Raw genomic sequence first — 18306 nt, forward strand, 5'->3', positions numbered from 1 at the left:
AGCGGTATGGCCGCTTCGGCTCCTCCGGATCGCGCGGTTCGCGACCGGGGTGGGCCGAACGGTGCCGTTCTCGCGGCAAGTCCCCTGACACCACCGTTCAGGAGCGAATCCGCATGCTCGTAGAAACGCCCACCGGCCGCCCCGACGCCCCGGGAACCTCCAATGCCACCGCCGGCCGCCGTCGCCACGACGACGCCCCCGACACCATGGCCCTCTTCGGCCGCCTCGCGGGCCTGCCGGACGGCCCCGAGCGGGACGCCCTGCGCGACGAACTCGTCACCGCCTGGCTGCCCATGGCCCACCGGATCGCCGGCCGGTTCCGGGACCGCGGCGAGTCCCTGGAGGACCTGCGCCAGGTGGCGGCCCTCGGCCTGGTGAAGGCCATCGACCGCTTCGACCCGGAGCGCGGCGCCTTCGAGAGTTACGCCGTGCCCACCATCACCGGCGAGGTCAAGCGCCACTTCCGGGACCGGATGTGGGCGCTGCGGGTCCCCCGCCGGGTCCAGGAGCTGCGGAACAAGGTGCGGGTGGCACGCCGTGAACTCACCCAGAGCCCGGGCAGCCCCGAACCCTCGCTCACCGCCCTCGCCGCCCACACCGGCCTCACCGAGGACGAGGTGAGCGCCGGCCTGGAGGCGCTGGAGAGCTTCAGCACCCTGTCGCTGGACGCCGAGCTGTCGGCCGGCGACGACGGCTACAGCCTCGCGGACACCCTCGGCGCCGCGGACGCCTCGTACGACACCGTGATCGACCGCGAGTCCGCCAAGACGGGCCTGCGACGGCTGCCCGAACGCGAACGCGCCATCCTCTACATGCGCTTCTTCGAGGACATGACGCAGAGCCGGATAGCCGACACGCTGGGCATCTCGCAGATGCACGTCTCACGGCTCATCAGCCGCAGCTGCGCCCGGGTCCGCGACGAGGCGCTCGGCGAGCGGACACACGGTCGCTGATGCCCTGACCCGGGACGGGGCAGGGGCGCGGCGTGAACTCCGGCCCGTACACCGCTGGGCGGTGTGCGGGCCGGTCCGTGCGTGCGGGGCCGATGCCGGGGCATGCGGTGTCCCGGAGGGGAGGTCCACATGAACGCACGAGTCATGGCACGCACAGGCCGCGGCAGCGCCCGGAAGGCCGCGAACGGATCGGCCGCCGAGGGGGCCGCCAGGGCGGGGCTCAGCGCTCGCGGAGTCATCTACCTGCTGGTCGGCATCCTGGCCCTGCAGATCGCCTTCGGCACCGGAAACCGCCAGGCGGACCGGGGCGGCGCCCTGGAGGAGCTGGCGGAGAAGCCGTTCGGCGCCGTCCTGCTGTGGGCGCTGGGCATCGGGCTCGTCGGCATGGCGCTGTGGCGGCTGTCCGAGGCGGCCTTCGGCGCCACCGGCAAGGACGGGCACAAGGCCAAGAAGCGGCTGCCGGCCGCGGCCCGCTGCGTCTTCTACGCCTTCGTCGCCTACTCCGTCCTGGCCTTCGCGGCCGGCGCGGGCGGCAGCGGCTCCAGCGACCAGCAGTCCCAGGACGTCACGGCCAAGGTCATGGAGATGCCCGCCGGGCAGTGGATCGTGGGACTGGCCGGAGCCGGCATCGTCGTCGCCGGAGTGGTGATCGCCGTGCAGGCCATCCGCCGCAGCTACCACAAGAAGCTGAAGCTCGGCGCGCTCGGCTCCCGGGCCCGGACGCTGCTCGACGTCACCGGCGTCGGCGGGGGAGTGGCCCGCGGAGCCGTGTTCGCGGCGGCGGGCGCCTTCGCGGTGCGGGCCGCGGTGGACTACGAACCCGATCAGGCCAAGGGCCTCGACGACACCCTCCGCTCCTTCGCCGAGACCCCCCTCGGCCCCTGGCTCCTGGCCCTCGTGGCCGCCGGTCTGGTGCTGTTCGGGGTCTTCTCCTTCGCGCTGGCACGCTGGCGCCGCGTCTGAGCCGGGCGGCACGGGGAACACGGGGCGAATGAACGAACACGAGATTCCTCCGCCGGACGGACGTCCCGTGGACGTCTACCTCGACCTCCTGCGCGTCCGCATGCCGAACGACGACTACCAGCTGCTGCTCAGCGTGGTGGAACCGGTCCTCCAGGCGATCGACGAGCAGCAGATGCCGACCATCGACTTCTCCCTGGACGGCGACAACGCCGAGGCGCTGCCCCAGGAGATCAGGGACGAGGCCGCCCTGGTCATCGCCACCGCCGTCACCGGGCGGCTGGACAACGAAGTCGTCGAGATCAGCACCGACGAGACCGGCCCGGTCCGGGTCGTCACCGACGCGACCACCGCCGCCGACCCCGAACGTCTCGGCGAGATAGCCGACTACCTCAAGGAACGCCACCGGCAGAACGAGGAACTGCGCGGCATCGCCGAGGCGAGCGGTCTGCCCAGCGACTTCTGACCGCCCGGCTCCGGCAGCTCAGCGCTGCGGGGTCTTCACGGCCACACCCAGCGGCCGGGCGAGGCCGACCACCGCCTCGTCCAGCCGCTCCAGGTGCCGCAGCACCCGGCCGGTGATCCTGCCGTACCGGGGCGTCCCGGCGGCGTCCGGCTCCAGCAGCGAGGCGATGCTGGGGCCGGTCTCCACCTCGGTCACGGTGTCGTCGTCCTCGACGTGGGCGGCGATCGCCTCGATGTTGCGCACCGTGCGCCGCACCGCCCCGCGCAGCCTCGGGTCGGCCGCGATCGACGGGTGGGTGGGCAGCAGCTCGGCCGTCGCGGCCAGCGACCGCGCGTGGTAGGCGCAGGTCTCCAGCAGCGCGACGACGTACTGCGCCGTGTTGCGCCGCGAGCGCAGCGGCGTGATCGGGTGGGTGAGCGGCTGCACGGCGGCCCGCAGGTCGCCGAGCGCCTGGTCCAGCTCCCGGGCCGTGTCCAGCAGGTCGGCCGCGGGACCGCCGCTGAGCTGGTCGACGGCGCCCTCGGTGACGTCGGTGAGCCGCTCCAGCACCGTGCCGAGCAGTTCGTTCGTCCGCCGGTCGGTCCGTATCGGCAAAACCAGCGCCGCCGCGACGATCCCGCACGCCGCGCCCAGCGCCGTCTCCTCCACCCGCAGCAGCAGCACCGACATGCTGTACGTGTGCAGCAGGGTGTACAGCAGCCCCAGCATCGCCGTGACGAAGAACGACATGAGCGTGTACGACAGCGGCGCCGTGTAGAACATCGCGAAGATCAGCACCAGCACCAGCCCGAACGCGGTCCAGGTGTGGTTGCCGACCAGGCCGGCCAGCACGATGCCGGCCACCACGCCCAGCACGGTGCCCAGCAGCCGGCGGTAGCCCTTGACCAGGATCTCGCCGGTGGACGCGGTGTTGATGAAGACGATCCAGCAGGTGAGGACCGCCCAGTACCAGCGCTGCGTCGACAGCAGCTCACCGCCCACGATGGCCAGCGAGGACCCCACCGCCACCTGCACCGCGGCCCGCGTCGTGGGCCGCCTGAGCCCGGTCGGCTCGTCCTCGGCCGCCGCCTCCTCGCCGGCGTCGATCGCCGCGTCCTCGGCGTCCAGCTCCTCCCGGGAACGGGCCGTCGCCGGTGAGTCGTCCGACTCGTCCTGCGGCCCGTCCAGTGCGATCCGCAGTCCCATGACCGCCCGCGCGCTCTCACCGATCCCGCGGAACACGTCCTGGACGGCCGGGGTCGCCTCGGGGAGGTTCTCCTCGTCGCGGTAGCCCAGGAGCCGGTTGCGCAGCTGGGACAGCGCGGTCCCGCGCGCCTCGGCCGGCGGCTTCAGTACCAGCGTGCGCAGCGCCGCCAGGTCCCGGCGCAGTATGTCCGTCGCCTCACCGGGCGCCGGCGAGTGCCCCACCGAGGGTGCGGGCGCCCCCGGCAGATGCAGCGTCAGGGTGTCCGCCCGCTCGGCGCTGCGCGCGGTCAGCAGCAGCAGGCCCAGTCGTTCGGCGGCGATCTCGGCGTCCGCGATGCGCCGCTGCACCAGCCGCGCGGTGGACTCGTCGGGCGTGCCCTCCTCCAGCCGGGACTGGATCATCAGGGCCGTCTCGTGCAGCCGCGCGGTGCCCTCGCGCAGCCGCTCCAGGGTCTTCTCGATGTCGTCGGGACCGGCGTCCAGCAGTTCCTCCTGCGAGGCGATCAGCTGCGCCAGGCGGGCCCGGAACGCCTGCCGCAGCCGTTGCAGGATCCGCGCCGGTGTCGCCGGTACGATCCCGAAGCGCACCACCGCGCTGGACGCGAACGCCACCGCGAACGCGGTCCACAGGGCCGGCAGCCCCGACACCTTCGCGCCGACGAACAGCGACACGAAGTAGACCTGGAAGCCGATCAGCCCCAGCGCGGTGCCGCGGTCGCCGAACCGGCGGACGAAGACCGCGCAGAAGATCAGGACGACGAAGATCGCGTCGCCGAGGACCACCCGCGAGGTCAGCAGCGTGCTGAGCGACGCCGAGGCCAGGGCGACGGGCAGGCCCAGCGCCAGCGTCACGGCCTGCGGGCCCAGCTCCTTCTCCCGGATGGCGAACGTGGCGACCATCGCCGCCATGGCGCCCGCCACCAGATGCTTGACGTCCACGCCGAGCACGGCGAGCACCGCCAGCGTCAGCGCGATGGCGCCCACCGTCCGCAGTCCCGCCGTCAGCCGCAACAGCCCGGGGTCGGACGCGGCGACGCTGTCCCGCAGCCGTGTCCGCACCGAGCGCCCCGCTGCCTTCACGCCGCCGTACACTCTCCCGATTCACAGCCGATTCCCGGCCGGTTCACGCCGAGATCCACTTCTCAGCATGTCATGCCGCGGGCCGGAAGCGGCCGCGGGGTCACCGCTCCCCCAGACCCGCTCCCTCGACCCGCTCCCGTACCTGTTCCGGGGTCAGATAGGCGTCGGTGTACTCGAAGTCCTTCAGCTTGGCCGGTTTGCGGGCCTGGAAGCCGGTGCGGACGAAATCGTCGCCGGCCACCGCGTTGATCGCCCAGTTGGCCGCCACCCGGGCCTTGGCCACGCCCGTGCGCAGCGCCGACCAGTGGTAGCCGCGGGCCACGGCCTGCGCCGGCAGGCCCTTCAGCTCGACGCCGAGCGGCTTGGAGACCGCGTCGGTGCCGCCGAGGTCCACGACGAGACCGAGGTCCTTGTGCACGTACGGCCGCATCGGCTGGTTGCGCAGGGTGGCGATGAGGTTCTCGGCCACGTGCCGGCCCTGCCGCATCGCGTGCTGGGCGGTGGGCGGGCACACCGCGCCGTCCTGGCCCTTGGCGAGGTCGGGCACGGCGGCGGAGTCGCCCAGCGCGAACACCCCGTCGTGGTCCGGCAGACACATCTCGGCGGTGACCGCGAGCCGCCCCTTGACCGTCTCCGCGCCGAGCGTGGCCATCAGCGGGCTCGCCACCACGCCCGCCGTCCAGATCAGCGTGCGGGTCGGCACCACCCGGCCGTCCGTGAAGGTGACCTCCTCGGGACCGGCCTTGTCGATGGAGACGCCCAGGGAGATCTCGATGCCGCGCCGGGCGAGGACCTCCTGCGCGTCGCGCCCGAGCTTCTCGCCCAGCTCGGGCATCAGCTTCGGGGCGATGTCGATCAGGTGCCACTTGATCAGACTCGGGTCGAGCCGGTTGTACCGCTTGACGGCCGCGTGCGTCAGCCGCTGGAGGCAGGCCGCGGTCTCGGTACCGGCGTAACCGCCGCCCACGACCACGAACTGCAGCCGGGAGGCGCGCTCGACCGGGTCCTGGCTGGCGTCGGCGAGATCCAGCTGGGAGATGACGTGGTCGCGGACGTACGCGGCCTCCGCCAGCGTCTTCATGCCGAACGCGTTGTCGGTGAGCCCCGGAATGTCGAACGTGCGGGTGATGCTTCCGGGTGCGAGGACGATGTAGTCGTACGGCTCGTTGACGATCTGGTCGGTGATGGTGCGCACCACGCACACCTTCGCCTTGAGGTCCACGCCGATGGCGCCGCCCGGGATGATCCGGGTCCGGTAGCGGCTGCTGCGGCGCAGGGAGAGCGCGATCGACTGGGGGGTCAGCACCCCGGAGGCGACCTGGGGCAGCAGCGGCAGGTAGAGCTGGTAGGAGAAGGGGGTCACCAGGGTGACGTCGGCTTCTCGGGGGGCGAGCTTCCGCTCCAGTCGGCGGACGCACTCGACGCCGGCGAAACCTGCGCCGACCACCAGAATCCTGGGTCGTGTCACGGTGTTCATCCCTTTCTGCGGCGTCGGACGTTCCGCCGCGAACGCCCTTCGCCTGCCCCTGGATCGCTGCTTCGCACCTCGGCAATCCCATCGCGCCCACGCCGGTGCGGCCAGCCGGGTGCGGCAGGCGGGTGCGGTCGGGCAGGCGCGGCCGGGGGAGTGCGCGGCCGGGGGAGTGGTGCCGCCGGTCAGGCCGGGCCACGGAGGTGGCACAGCAGCAGGCACACGTCGTCGTCCCGCTCGGAGTCGCTGAGCAGCGGATCCAGGAGCCCGTCCGCCGCACCCTCCAGGTCCCTCTCCAGCTCCGCCGGCGCGAACGAGCCCAGTGCGTCGGCCAGTCGCCCGATGCCCGGGTCTATGCCCTGGGCGCGGCGCTCCACCAGCCCGTCGGTGTACAGCGCGAGTGTGGAACCGGGCGCCAGCGGCACCGTGTGGTCGGCGATCTCCTGGCGGAGCGGGATGCCGAGCATCGCTCCGGGTTTGTCGTCCAGGATGCGCACCTGCCCGTCCGGGGTCCGCAGCACCGGCGGCGGATGGCCGGCGGCGGCCCACGTCAGGGTCGGGTCGTCGGGGTGGAAGCGCGCGATGACGGCGGTAGCGAACAGGTCGGGCTGCAGGTGGTGCAGGAACGTGTGCAGCCGGGTCAGCAGCCGCCCCGGGCTGCCGCCGTCCACGGCGTACGCCCGCAGCGCGGTACGCAGCTGGCTCATCATCACGGCGGCGCGCAGCCCGTGCCCGGTGACGTCGCCGACCACGGTGATGACCCCGCCGTCGGGCTGGCGGAAGGCGTCGTACCAGTCGCCGCCGATGTTCAGCCCATGGGTGGCCGGCAGGTAGCGGGCGGCCAGCCCGAGGCCCGCCGGGGAGGGCAGCTCCGTCAGCAGGGCCCGCTGGAGCGTCTCCGCGATGTCGCGGTTGTGCTGGTAGCGCCGGGCGTGGTCGATGGCGATGCTCGCCCGCCGGGTCAGCTCCACCAGCATGACGGCGTCGTCCGGGTCCCACAGCTCCCCCGGCGGTGACAGGGTCACCACGCCCTGGGGCGCCTGCCGGGTCGGCAGCGGGATGCACAGCGCGGGCCGGTCCGGGTCCAGCGCCGAGGGCGGCTGGTCCTGGACGCCGCGCAGGCCCCCGGGGTGCGCGGCGGCGTACTGCGGCCGCCCGGTGCGGGCCGCGACCACGGCTGCCGCCGGATGCGCCTGCCCCGGCCGCCCGTCGTCCTGCTCGAACAGCCAGACGTCGACGCTCGCCGCGTACTCGGGCACCAGCAGCTCCGGCAGCCGCCGCACGATCTCGTGGTGGTCCAGGGACGCCGTCAGCACCGCGCTCGCGTCCGCCAGGAAGGTCAGCCGGCGCCGGGCGTTCTCCGCCTCCGTGCGCGCCTTGCGTTCCGCGGCGAACGCCTCCCGCTGGGCCCGCCCGGCGGCGTCCAGCTCCGCGTGCAGCGCCACGACGCCCTGGTTGGTCTGCTGCAACTCCTCGCGGTGGAAGTCGACCAGGTCCTCCTGCTCGCCGAGCCGCTCCAGCACCAGCGCCGTGTCCTCGTCGGCACCGAGCAGGGCCTCCGCCAGCCCGGCCGCGTCGTCCGCCACGGCGGCGTCCCCGAAATCCGTGGCCGGCTCGGGGCAGGGCACCGTGACCCGCCACGGCGGCTCGCCCGCGGCAGCGGCCTCCGGCGAGGTCACCACGGCGTGCAGGGCGCCCGCCCCGGCCCCCGCCGGGGCACGGCCCGCGGGGCCCGTCGTCAGGGTCAGCCGCCAGGTGCCGCCCTTGGTCAGGCACTGCCGCAGCTGCGCGCCGACCGCGGCCGTCAGGCGGGTGCGCTCCAGCGGCGGCACCCCGCAGGCCGCGGCCAGCCGCGCGGTGGCGACGCGCGCCCGGGCCGCGTCGGTGACGTCGCTGATCTGCCAGGTCCGGGTCATGGGCGGTCCGCCGGGACGGGGGCCAGCACGGCGACCGCGGTGTCGTCCCGCACCGGGCGGGCCGGGCTGCTCGCGTCGCGGAGGGTGACGGCGGCGGTCACCGCCGGGTCGGCCGTCGTGCGGCAGGTCTCCGCCGTCGGCGTCCAGCGGCTCGGCAGACCGTCGCTGTGCAGCACCAGCACCCGGTCGTCCGCCCAGTCCGCCGTCTCCTCACGCAGGGTGGTGGGCCGGTGGGTGCCGATGATGCCCGGCCGGGACAGCAGGTGGCGCCAGGTGCCGCCCTCGCACAGCCGCGCCCCGATGTTGCCGACGCCGGCGAACCTGAGCACGTCGGCCCGCGTGTCGACCTGGGCCACCGCTACCGCCGCGCCGCGGGTGCCGGTCAGCGCCCGGTCGAGCCGCCGCAGCGCGTCCGCGGGGGTGACGTGGGCCGCGCCGCGCAGTGCCTCGACGGCCGCGGTCGAGGCACGGGCCGCCTCCGGGCCGTGGCCCAGACCGTCGGCCAGCATCAGCGTGACCAGGTCGCCCGCGCGCACCCAGGCCCAGGCGTCGCCGGAGTACTCCGCCCCGCCGAAGGGAAGGTTGACGCCGCCGGCCCGCACCCGGTCCGCCGGGCCCGGCTCGGCGGCCGGGCCGTCGTCGGGTACGGCGCCGATCCGGGCCGCCACCACCGTGCCCCGCCCCGGGACGCTGTGCAGGTCGAAGTGGTCCGAGAGACGCGCGCAGGTGCCCAGACCGGCACCGAGGGAGCGCGCGGTGGTGAAACCGTCCCCCAGGGCGGCGGGCACGTCGGCGATCCCGGGCCCGTGGTCCACCGTGGTGACCTGCACGAGCCGGGCTCCGTCCCGGCCGCCGGCGAGGACCGGCGGAGCGACGACGTCGATGAGGACCCGGCCGCCCCCGGCGTGCTTGAGCAGGTTGGTGGCCAGCTCGGTCGCCACCAGCGCCGCGGTGGCGGTGCGCCGCTCGTCCAGTCCGGCCAGTGCCGCCGCCTGTTCCGCGGCCACCCTGACGTCACGCACCCGGGTCGAGTCGTGCACCGGCACGTCCCACACGCGTGGCATCAGGACTCCTCGCGCGGCCGCGGCGGTCTGCCCACCCAGGACGCCACCCGCACGGTCGTGCCCGTGCCCGGGGCGCTCTCGATCGCGAACTCGTGCACCAGCCGCCGGGCCCCTCCCAGCCCCAGGCCCAGCCCCTCACCGGAGGTGAAGCCGTCGCTGAGCGCCTGCTCCAGATCCGCGATGCCCGGTCCCTCGTCGGCGAAGGTGAGCCGCAGCCCCCGGACGCCCCCGTCGGTCAGCTGCTCCGTCTCCATCGTTCCGCCACCGCCGTACACGAGCGTGTTGCGTGCCAGCTCGCTGGCCGCCGTGACCAGCTTGGTCTGGTCCACCAGCCCGAAGCCGGTCTGTGCGGCGGCCTGCCGCACATGCTGTCGCACCCACACCAGATCCATGTCCGAACGGATCGGCAGGCGGGCCTGGGAGCCCGCGGCAGTGTGCATCACAAAGTCTCCCGGCGCAGGCCGCCGGAGCGGGACGTCGGGGCCTGCCCCGTGAGGAACTCCATGGCCGCCTCGGTATTGAGCGCCGTCTGCATGCCCGGCAGCGTGAGCCCCAGCTCCACCAGCGTGATGGCGACCGCGGGCCGCATGCCGACCACCACGGTGCGCGCGGCGAGCAGGCCGCTCTGCCCGGCGATCTCGGCCAGCACCCGGCCGAGGAAGGAGTCGACGATCTCCACGCCGGAGATGTCGATGATCACACCCGTGGCACCACTGCCCACTATGGTCTCGGCGAGATCCTCCTGGAGCTGCTGCGCCGTGCTGTCGTGCAGGTCGCCCTGCAGGGTGACCAGCAGGACGTCACCGAGCCGCAGGACCGGAAGACGACCCGCCAGGGGAGCCCCGCCGGGGCCCGGGAATCCCTCGCTCACCGCGTGACCGCTCCGTTCGCGCCGGGCGCCACGATGCCGACCCCGAGCTGGTGCAGCACATACGCCAGCGCGTCGGCCAGGCTCGCACGGGTGGGCACGTTGCCCAGGTCGAGACCGAGGTGGACCATGGTCTGCGCGATCGCCGGCCGGATGCCGGAAACCAAGCACTCGGCGCCCATCAGCCGGGCCGCCGCGACCGTCTTCATCAGGTGCTGGGCCACCAGCGAGTCCACCGTCGGGACCCCGGTGATGTCCAGGATCGCGAAGCGCGCCTGCTGCTCCACGATGGAGTCCAGCAGAGTCTCCATCACCACCTGGCTGCGGGCGCTGTCCAGCGTGCCGATCAGCGGCACGGCCACGACGCCGTCCCACAGCTTGATCACCGGAGTGGCGACCTCCAGCAACTGCAGCCGCTGCCGGTCGATGAGTGCCTGGCCCTCGCTGAGCGCCGTCTGCATCACCACGACGCGCAGGGTGCCCATCAGTACACCCAGCGTGGCGAGACAGGAGCGGGTGTGCTCGACGGAGTCGTCGGGCAGATCGGCCAGGAGCAGGTTCTCCACCGGCGCACGCAGCGTGGCCAGTTCGCCCGACACCTGCGCGCTGCTCAGGCCCGCCCGGGAGCGGGCCGCTCCCATCCGCGCCAACTGCTCGCGCACCGTCGTGAATCCCGCGGCGTCCGGATCCTCCACCCGTTCCGCGTCCGCCACTTGAGCCAGCGCGTCCACCACGGCCTTGCCCGCCTCGACCGCCTCGTCGCGCGAGACGGTGAACACGGCCCGGAACAGGGGCTCGTCCGCCCAGCGCTGGGCGATCTGCTCCCGGCGGCGCCGCAGAAAGTCCCTGATCTCAAGCGTGGGCGATCCCGCGGTTCCCTCTTCCGGCACCTGTTCCACTCCTCATCCGCTCCTGCCGCCCGCAGCGCGCGAAGCGGTGCGGCGGTGATGTGACTCTGCCGGGCGACAACTGTAACCACCCTCCGACCTCGCACGACACCTGCTCCCGCACGACCGGTCCCCGCGCGGCGGCGGCAAGGGCTCAGACCTCCGGCACGTCGGGACCCTCCGGCTGCGCGTCGACGCGCGAGAGCGCCTCCTCGGTGCTCTCCGAGACCGGCACGGTGATACTCACCCCGGTCAGGTCCAGGACGCGCCGCACCGCCGGGGCGGGTGAGATGATGTGCACACTGCCCGGCAGCTCCCGCGCCTCCTGGTAGACCCGCAGGATGATGTTCATGCCGGAGGAGTCCATGAACGGGACCTCCGACAGGTCCAGCAGGAAGTGCCGTCGGCCGTGGTGGAGCTGGTTGGCCAGGTGATGCTGCAGTTCGGTCGCGGTGTCGACGTCCAGGTAGCCCGCCACCTTCAGCAGCGCGATCTCCTCCCGCGGCAGCGTCACCTCGACGGACAACGGGTTCTGGGCGATGGGCACGTGTACCTCCAACAACGCGGCGTCGCGGCGGACCGTCGTGATCCGCCGCGCCCGGCGATTACCCCCGAATCCCGGTCCCATGCACGGCCGCCGGGACGGGTTCGCGGACCGCCCTCAGCCGACCCGGATGCCCACCAGACACGTGTCGTCGTCGGTGTCCGAGCGGCTGTAGGTGAGCAGCCGGTCCAGATGCTGGTCCAGGGTGGTCGGCGTCGGGCTGACGGTGGTCAGCAACTGGTCCAGCGCCTCCTCCACGGAGCGGTCCCGGCGCTCGATCAGGCCGTCGGTGTACATGAGCAGCGTGTCCTCGCCGGCCAGCTGCACCTCGGCCTCCTCGTACGCCGCCTCCGCGACCGCGCCCAGCAGCATCCCCCTGACCAGCGGCAGCCGCTCCGCCCGTACGCCGCGCACCAGCACCGGCGGCAGATGGCCCGCCCTGGCCCAGCGCAGGGTGCGCCGGGCCGGGTCGTACAGCCCGCACACCGCGGTCGCGGTGACACCGCCCGTCAGGTGGTGCGCGACGATGTTGAGCCAGGACAGCAGCTGGCCCGGACCGGCCCCGGTCACCGCGAGACCGCGCAGCGCGTTGCGCAGCACCACCATGCTGGTCGCCGCCTCTATGCCGTGTCCGGCCACGTCGCCGACGCACAGCAGCACAAGACCGTTCGGCAGCAGCACGGCGTCGTACCAGTCGCCGCCGACCAACTGCTCCGTCTCCGCGGGCCGGTAGCGGACGGCCACCTGGAGTTCGGGCATCTTCAGCGGGGTCTGCGCCGGCGGCATGATGGCGTGCTGCAGCTGCAGGGTCAGCCGGTTGCGCTCGATGGCCTGCTGCTCGGTGTGGGCCAGCTGGTCGCGCGTCGCGGCGAGCGCCACCTCGGTCCAGTGCTGGGCGGAGATGTCCTGATAGGCACCCCGTACGACGAGCAGGCGGTCGTCGGTGTCCAGGACCGGCTCGGCCACCACCCGCACGTGCCGGGTCACGCCGTCCGGCCGCTGCAGCCGGAACGCCGCCGACGCCGGCCGCCGGTGGTGCAGCAGCGTGCGCAGGAAGCGCCCGATGGCGACGGCGTCGTCCGGATGGGCGTGGGCGGCCAGCTCCTCCAGCCGTACCGGGGTGCTCGTCCTCGCCCGTCCGTAGAGGTCGAAGAGCTGCCCGTTCCAGGTGATCTCGCCGGTCAGCAGGTTCTCCTCGAAACCGCCGATGCGGCCCAGGCGCTGGGCGTGCTGGAGGAGGCTGGCCAGCCGGGCCGTCTCGTCCTCGATCCGCCAGATGAGCAGGACGGCGTTGCCGTGCCGGCTGACGCTTATGTCCGCGACCGCCGACAGCGCCACCTGGTCCACCAGCGCGGTCAGGTTCATCCGCCGGGCCCGGAACGGCTCACCCGTCGCGTACACCCGCTCGACGTGCCGGAACAGCTCGCTGTCCCCGGCGGCCAACGGGTACGCCTCCAGCAGCAGGGCACCGCTCACGACGGCACGCGGCCGTCCGGCGGGGTCCATGAAGCTCTCGTTCACGTGCTGGATGCGGAAGTCCGCCAGGTGGCCGTCGGCGTCCAGGTGCGGCACCAGCACCAGGGCGGGGTCGTACAGTCCGTCGGCCAGGTCCATCAGCTCGACCGCGTCCGGCATGACCCGCGGCCGCTGCCCGGCGCCGTTCGGCGGCGTGTACGACTCCAGGGTGTGCGCGCACAGCTCCGCCAGGGCCTCCACCTGGCGCACCACCTGCGGCGGCTGCGGCATCAGCGGCGCCGGCCAGGCGATCTCCAGCACGCCGTGCAGGCGTCCTCCGGTACCGGCGGGCACGGCGACCCTGCCGCCGTCCGGATACTGGTGCCGGCCCACGCTGGGCAGCCCCGTCTCCGCCAGCGACGTGATCCACTGCCCCGCCCGCTCGGTCAGTCCGGACCGGGCGACCGTCGCCACGTCCGGCGGCACGTAGCGCCAGCGGGTGGCCTCGGCCGGGGAGAACCCCGCGCTGCCGGCCAGGGTGAGCGACCCGTCGTACCCGGCCGCCCAGATGGCCACCGCGACCGCGCCCAGCGGGCGCAGCGCCTGCTCCAGCAGGGAGTCGGCCACGGCCTGGGTGTCGCCCGCGGCCAGCGCGCCGCTCTCGGCGGCCCGCAGGCGTACGGCGGCGGAGTCGGCCCCCGCCTCCCCGGGCGGCCCGTCCCGCCGGGAGTCCCCGCCGTCCGCGCCGGCCGTGTCCGTCCCGAGGTCCCGGTCGGACTCGGAGCGCACGGCGGCGGTCGCCGCGAGGAAGGCGTCCGTCACCTCCGACACCCGGTCCCGTGCCGCCTGGTTGATGACGTCGACCGCGAACTCCAGCGACGTCGCCCCGGACTGCTCGGCCAGTTCGGCGAGCTGCCGCGCCGCCTGGGCCGGGCCGCAGCCGAGCCGCGCCACCAGGATGCCCTTGGCCAGCTCGATCAGGGCCCGGCCCTCGGCCTCCGCCTGGGCGGCCCGTACCTCGCTGCTGAGCCGGTCGACGGTGGCCGCCAGCCGGCCCACGGGCGACAGCGGCGTCAGGGCGCGCATGCCGACGGCCGGCCCGTCGAGCGCGCAGGACTGCGGCGGCCCGGGTGCCCCGGGCGGTGCGGCGGACGCCTCCCGCGGTGTGGCGGCGGCCGGTTCGCGGGACTGCTCGGACTTGCTCACGACGGGGACGCTCCTCGGCTGGCGAGGGCCACGGAGCGCGACGGCCCGCGCCGCGCTCCGTCCGGCCCACCCTGGTACGGGACGGGGGCCGGTGTGGTCATGCGGGCAGCCACCGTCGGACGCAGGCGATGAGGTCCTGGGTGTCGACGGGCTTGGTGACGTAGTCGCTGGCGCCCGAGGCGAGGCTCTTCTCCCGGTCGCCGGGCATCGCCTTGGCGGTGACCGCGATGATCGGCAGCTCGGCGTACTCGGGCATCCGGCGGATCTCCGCCGTCGCCGTGTAGCCGTCCATCTCCGGCATCATCACGTCCATCAGGACCAGCGCGACCTCCGGGTGCTGCGTCAGCTTCTCGATCCCCCGGCGGCCGTTCTCCGCGTGCAGGACACGGAAACCGTGCAGCTCCAGGATCCCGCTGAGCGCGAAGAGGTTGCGCGCGTCGTCGTCGACGACGAGGACGGTGCGCCCGGTGGGGGAGTCCTCCACGAGGCGCGCACTCGCGCGCCGGGGCTCCTCCGGCCGGACCAGGGTCAGTACGTCCCCGGGCTCCTCGGCGGCCAGGTGCAGGGCGATGCGCTCGCGCAGCTCGTCGAGGCTGGACAGGAACTCCAGCACCCCGCCCGCCGCACCGGAGCGCAGGTTCTCCTCCAGGGCCGCGTCCGCGCGGTGACCGCTGTGCACCAGCACGGGCACGCTCGCCAGCGCGGAGTCGCCGCGCAGCGCGTGCAGGAACCGGGACGCCTCCTCGTCCGGCATGCCCAGCTCCAGGACGACGCAGTGGCACGGCTCGGCCGCCAGCGCGCCTGCCGCCTCCTGCGCCCCCACGGCGGTGATCACGTCGAGCGGGGGCCGGTCGCCCGCCTCGTCCCGCCCGTGCGTCAGATCGGCGATCACGCTCTCCGCGACGAGGGTGAGCAGACCGCGCGGACGTTCCTCCACGACCAGCAGCCGCCGCGGACGCGGCCGGTGACCGCCGCTCGTCAGCTCGGGCACCGGTGCCGGCCGGTCGAGCACGTCGGCGGACGACTCGTCCGGCACCCGGTCCGGGCCCCGGAGACGCAGCTCCTCGAAGTCGGGCCGGGTGACGGGCAGGAACAGCGTGAAGGTGCTGCCCCGGTCGGGCGTGCTGTCCACGGTGACCGCGCCGCCGAGCAGCTGGGCGATCTCCCGTGTGATGGACAGGCCGAGCCCGGTGCCGCCGTACTTGCGGCTCGTCGTGCCGTCCGCCTGCTGGAACGCTCCGAAGATCGACTCCAGGTTCTGCTCGGGGATGCCGATGCCCGTGTCCTTCACCCGGAAGGCCACCACGGCACCGCCCCGGACCACGCCCGCGGGCACCTCGTCGTCCGGTGCCGGTTCCACGGCCAGCTCCACGCCGCCCCGCTCGGTGAACTTCACCGCGTTGGACAGCAGGTTGCGCAGCACCTGACGCAGCCGGGAGTCGTCGGTCAGCAGGTCCGCGGGCGCACCGGCGGCCGTCGCCACCGTGAACTCCAGGCCCTTCTGCGTCGTCATGGGCCGGAAGGTGGCCTCGACGTACTCGATGAGCTGCCGCAGCGTCACCCGCTCCGGGGCGACGTCCATCTTCCCCGCCTCGACCTTCGACAGGTCCAGGATGTCGTTGATCAGCTGGAGCAGGTCCGAGCCCGCGGAGTGGATGATGCCCGCGTACTCGACCTGCTTCGGTGTGAGGTTGCGCGAGGGGTTCTGGGCGAGCAACTGGGCGAGGATCAGCAGGCTGTTGAGCGGGGTGCGCAGTTCGTGGCTCATGTTGGCCAGGAACTCCGACTTGTACTTCGAGGCCAGCGACAGCTGCTGGGCCCGTGCCTCCAGCTCCTGCCGGGCCTGTTCGATCTGGAGGTTCTTCGCCTCGATGTCCCGGTTCTGCGTCGCCAGCAGGGACGCCTTGTCCTCCAGCTCGGCGTTGGAGTGCTGGAGTTCCTCCTGCTGCGCCTGCAGCTCCGCCGAGCGGGCCTGGAGTTCGCCGGTCAGGCGCTGCGACTCGGCCAGGAGTTCATCCGTACGGGCGTTGGCCACGATCGTGTTGACGTTCACGCCGATGGTCTCCATCAGCATTTGCAGGAAGTCCTGGTTGATCTGCGTGAACGGGGCGACCGAGGCGAGTTCGATGACGCCGAGGACCTGCCCCTCGACCACGATGGGCAGCAGCACCAGAGCCGTCGGCACGACCTCGCCGAGCCCCGAGGAGACGGTCAGGTAGCCGGCCGGCAGGTCGTCCACCAGGATGGTGCGCCGGCTGCGCGCCGCCTGGCCGACCAGGGTGCGGCCGAAGGCGAAGCGGGTGGGCCTGGCCGTGTTCTCCGGGTAGCCGTAGGAACCGACCAGTCGCAGTTCGGGGCCCTGGTCGCCGTCCTCGGCCAGGTAGAACGCGCCGTACTGCGCCGACACCAGCGGCACCAGCTCGTCCATGATCAGCTCGGCGACCACGGGCAGGTCCCGGTGGCCCTGCATCAGGCCGGAGATGCGGGCCAGGTTGGTCTTGAGCCAGTCCTGCTCCTGGTTGGCCCGGGTGGTCTCGCGCAGGGACTCCACCATGGAGTTGATGTTGTCCTTGAGCTCGGCGACCTCGCCGGACGCCTCCACGTTGATGGAGCGGGTCAGATCGCCCTCGGCGACGGCGGAGGTGACCTGGGCGATCGAGCGGACCTGGCGGGTGAGGTTGCCCGCCAGCTCGTTGACGTTCTCCGTGAGGCGCTTCCAGGTGCCGGAGACACCCTCCACCTCGGCCTGGCCGCCCAGCCGGCCCTCGGTGCCGACCTCGCGGGCGACGCGGGTGACCTCGTCGGCGAAGGCGGAGAGCTGGTCGACCATCGTGTTGATCGTCGTCTTCAGTTCGAGGATCTCGCCGCGCGCGTCGACGTCGATCTTCTTCGACAGGTCGCCCCGGGCCACCGCGGTCGTCACCAGCGCGATGTTGCGCACCTGGCCGGTGAGGTTGTTGGCCATCGAGTTGACGTTGTCGGTGAGGTCCTTCCAGGTGCCGGCGACGTTCGGCACGTTGGCCTGGCCGCCGAGGCGTCCGTCGGTGCCGACCTCGCGGGCGACGCGGGTGACCTCGTCGGCGAAGGCGGACAGGGTGTCGACCATCGTGTTGATGACGTCGGCCAGCGCCGCGACCTCGCCCTTGGCGTCGACGGTGATCCGCTGCGACAGGTCGCCCCGGGCCACGGCGGTGGCGACCTGGGCGATGGAGCGGACCTGGCCGGTCAGGTTCGACGCCATCACGTTGACGTTGTCGGTGAGGTCCTTCCAGGTGCCCGACACCCCGCGCACCCGGGCCTGGCCGCCCAGGTTCCCGGCCGTGCCGACCTCGCGGGCGACGCGGGTGACCTCGTCGGCGAAGGCGGAGAGCTGGTCGACCATCGTGTTGATGGTGTTCTTCAGCTCCAGGATCTCGCCGCGCGCGTCCACGGTGATCTTCTGGGAGAGGTCGCCCTTGGCCACGGCGGTGGCCACCTGGGCGACGTTGCGGACCTGGTTGGTCAGATTGCCCGCCATGAAGTTCACCGAGTCGGTGAGATCGCGCCAGGTGCCCTTGACGCCCTGGACGTCGGCCTGGCCGCCGAGGCGCCCGTCGGTGCCGACCTCGCGGGCGACGCGGGTGACCTCGTCGGCGAAGGCGGAGAGCTGGTCGACCATCGTGTTGATGGTGTTCTTGAGTTCGAGGATCTCGCCGCGGGCGTCGACGTCGATCTTCTGGGAGAGGTCGCCCTTGGCCACGGCGGTGGCCACCTGGGCGATGTCACGCACCTGCGTGGTCAGGTTGCCCGCCATGGCGTTGACCGAGTCCGTCAGGTCGGCCCAGGTGCCCGAGACCCCCGGCACCTTCGCCTGTCCGCCGAGGGTGCCCTCCGTGCCGACCTCGCGGGACACCCGGGTCACCTCGGAGGTGAACACGGACAACTGGTCGACCATGCCGTTGAAGACCTTGGCGATGTCGCCCATCAGGCCGTCCGCGTCGTCCGGCAGCCGGGTGCCGAAGTCGCCGTCCCGCACGGCCGTCAGGCCCGCCAGGAGGCGGCGCAACTCCTGATCGGCCGGAACCGCGTCGACGGCCCCGGCGCTGTCGTTGGTCATGCGCACCCTCGTTCCGCTCCCCAGGAGCCCTCGGAGCGAGGACTCGGACCCCCTCCGGACCGATTGGGTGGGTCCGGGCTGTTGCGTGGCATTTCCGCTGTTCACGGATCCGCACGATGAGAAAATACGCCCGAGATTAACCCAGGTGCGGGGTG

At 73.1% G+C, this 18306-nt stretch carries 13 protein-coding genes; 3 read left to right on the forward strand and 10 right to left on the reverse strand.

Translation table 11 applies throughout. The features are described from left to right. Positions 1-113 precede the first annotated feature (113 nt). The 3 genes from ACFW01_RS30690 to ACFW01_RS30700 all read left to right on the forward strand — a co-directional run bounded on the left by ACFW01_RS30690 (position 114) and on the right by ACFW01_RS30700 (position 2379). Positions 114-953: a SigB/SigF/SigG family RNA polymerase sigma factor gene (locus tag ACFW01_RS30690; protein WP_384509066.1), complete on the forward strand. Its 840-nt coding sequence runs from the start codon at positions 114-116 to the stop codon at positions 951-953. Between the two features lie 129 nt (positions 954-1082). Next, entirely contained in the window at positions 1083-1916 is an 834-nt protein-coding gene (locus ACFW01_RS30695) for a DUF1206 domain-containing protein (RefSeq protein WP_234959315.1), read from the forward strand. A 28-nt stretch (positions 1917-1944) separates the two neighbouring features. Beyond that, positions 1945-2379 carry a hypothetical protein gene (locus ACFW01_RS30700; protein ID WP_122618714.1) on the forward strand — a complete coding sequence of 145 codons (435 nt, stop codon included), beginning with the start codon at positions 1945-1947 and terminating at the stop codon, positions 2377-2379. 18 nt (positions 2380-2397) lie between these two features. On the opposite strand, the gene ACFW01_RS30705 is transcribed toward ACFW01_RS30700, so the two are convergent. The 10 genes from ACFW01_RS30705 to ACFW01_RS30750 form a co-directional block, all read right to left on the reverse strand. Then, positions 2398-4644, reverse strand: coding sequence for an FUSC family protein (locus ACFW01_RS30705; RefSeq protein ID WP_384509070.1), 2247 nt, complete (start codon positions 4642-4644; stop codon positions 2398-2400). A 100-nt stretch (positions 4645-4744) separates the two neighbouring features. Next, the gene (locus tag ACFW01_RS30710) at positions 4745-6121 is read right to left on the reverse strand and encodes an NAD(P)/FAD-dependent oxidoreductase (protein ID WP_384509073.1); all 1377 of its coding nucleotides are present in this window, start codon (positions 6119-6121) and stop codon (positions 4745-4747) included. A gap of 179 nt (positions 6122-6300) precedes the next feature. Continuing rightward, a complete protein-coding gene (locus ACFW01_RS30715) occupies positions 6301-8031 on the reverse strand; it encodes a PP2C family protein-serine/threonine phosphatase (protein ID WP_384509076.1) in 1731 nt (576 codons plus the stop codon). Further along, the gene (locus ACFW01_RS30720) at positions 8028-9095 is read right to left on the reverse strand and encodes an ATP-binding SpoIIE family protein phosphatase (protein WP_384509079.1); all 1068 of its coding nucleotides are present in this window, start codon (positions 9093-9095) and stop codon (positions 8028-8030) included. Before ACFW01_RS30720 ends, ACFW01_RS30715 begins: the two co-directional genes overlap by 4 nt. Continuing rightward, positions 9095-9535 (reverse strand): anti-sigma regulatory factor, encoded by a 441-nt coding sequence (locus ACFW01_RS30725; RefSeq protein ID WP_234959320.1) that lies wholly within the window; start codon positions 9533-9535, stop codon positions 9095-9097. The genes ACFW01_RS30720 and ACFW01_RS30725 overlap by 1 nt, the downstream gene beginning before the upstream one ends. Beyond that, positions 9535-9966 (reverse strand): STAS domain-containing protein, encoded by a 432-nt coding sequence (locus ACFW01_RS30730; RefSeq protein ID WP_234959321.1) that lies wholly within the window; start codon positions 9964-9966, stop codon positions 9535-9537. Before ACFW01_RS30730 ends, ACFW01_RS30725 begins: the two co-directional genes overlap by 1 nt. After that, positions 9963-10853: an STAS domain-containing protein gene (locus ACFW01_RS30735; protein WP_234959322.1), complete on the reverse strand. Its 891-nt coding sequence runs from the start codon at positions 10851-10853 to the stop codon at positions 9963-9965. Before ACFW01_RS30735 ends, ACFW01_RS30730 begins: the two co-directional genes overlap by 4 nt. Positions 10854-11004: 151 nt before the next feature. Continuing rightward, a complete protein-coding gene (locus tag ACFW01_RS30740) occupies positions 11005-11397 on the reverse strand; it encodes an STAS domain-containing protein (RefSeq protein ID WP_234959323.1) in 393 nt (130 codons plus the stop codon). 114 nt (positions 11398-11511) lie between these two features. Then, the gene (locus ACFW01_RS30745) at positions 11512-13935 is read right to left on the reverse strand and encodes a SpoIIE family protein phosphatase (protein WP_384509101.1); all 2424 of its coding nucleotides are present in this window, start codon (positions 13933-13935) and stop codon (positions 11512-11514) included. Positions 13936-14152: 217 nt separating this feature from the next. Next, positions 14153-18151, reverse strand: coding sequence for a HAMP domain-containing protein (locus ACFW01_RS30750; protein ID WP_384509084.1), 3999 nt, complete (start codon positions 18149-18151; stop codon positions 14153-14155). Positions 18152-18306: the final 155 nt, after the last annotated feature.

It is taken from the genome of Streptomyces sp. NPDC058985, assembly GCF_042740985.1.
Taxonomy (GTDB): domain Bacteria; phylum Actinomycetota; class Actinomycetes; order Streptomycetales; family Streptomycetaceae; genus Streptomyces.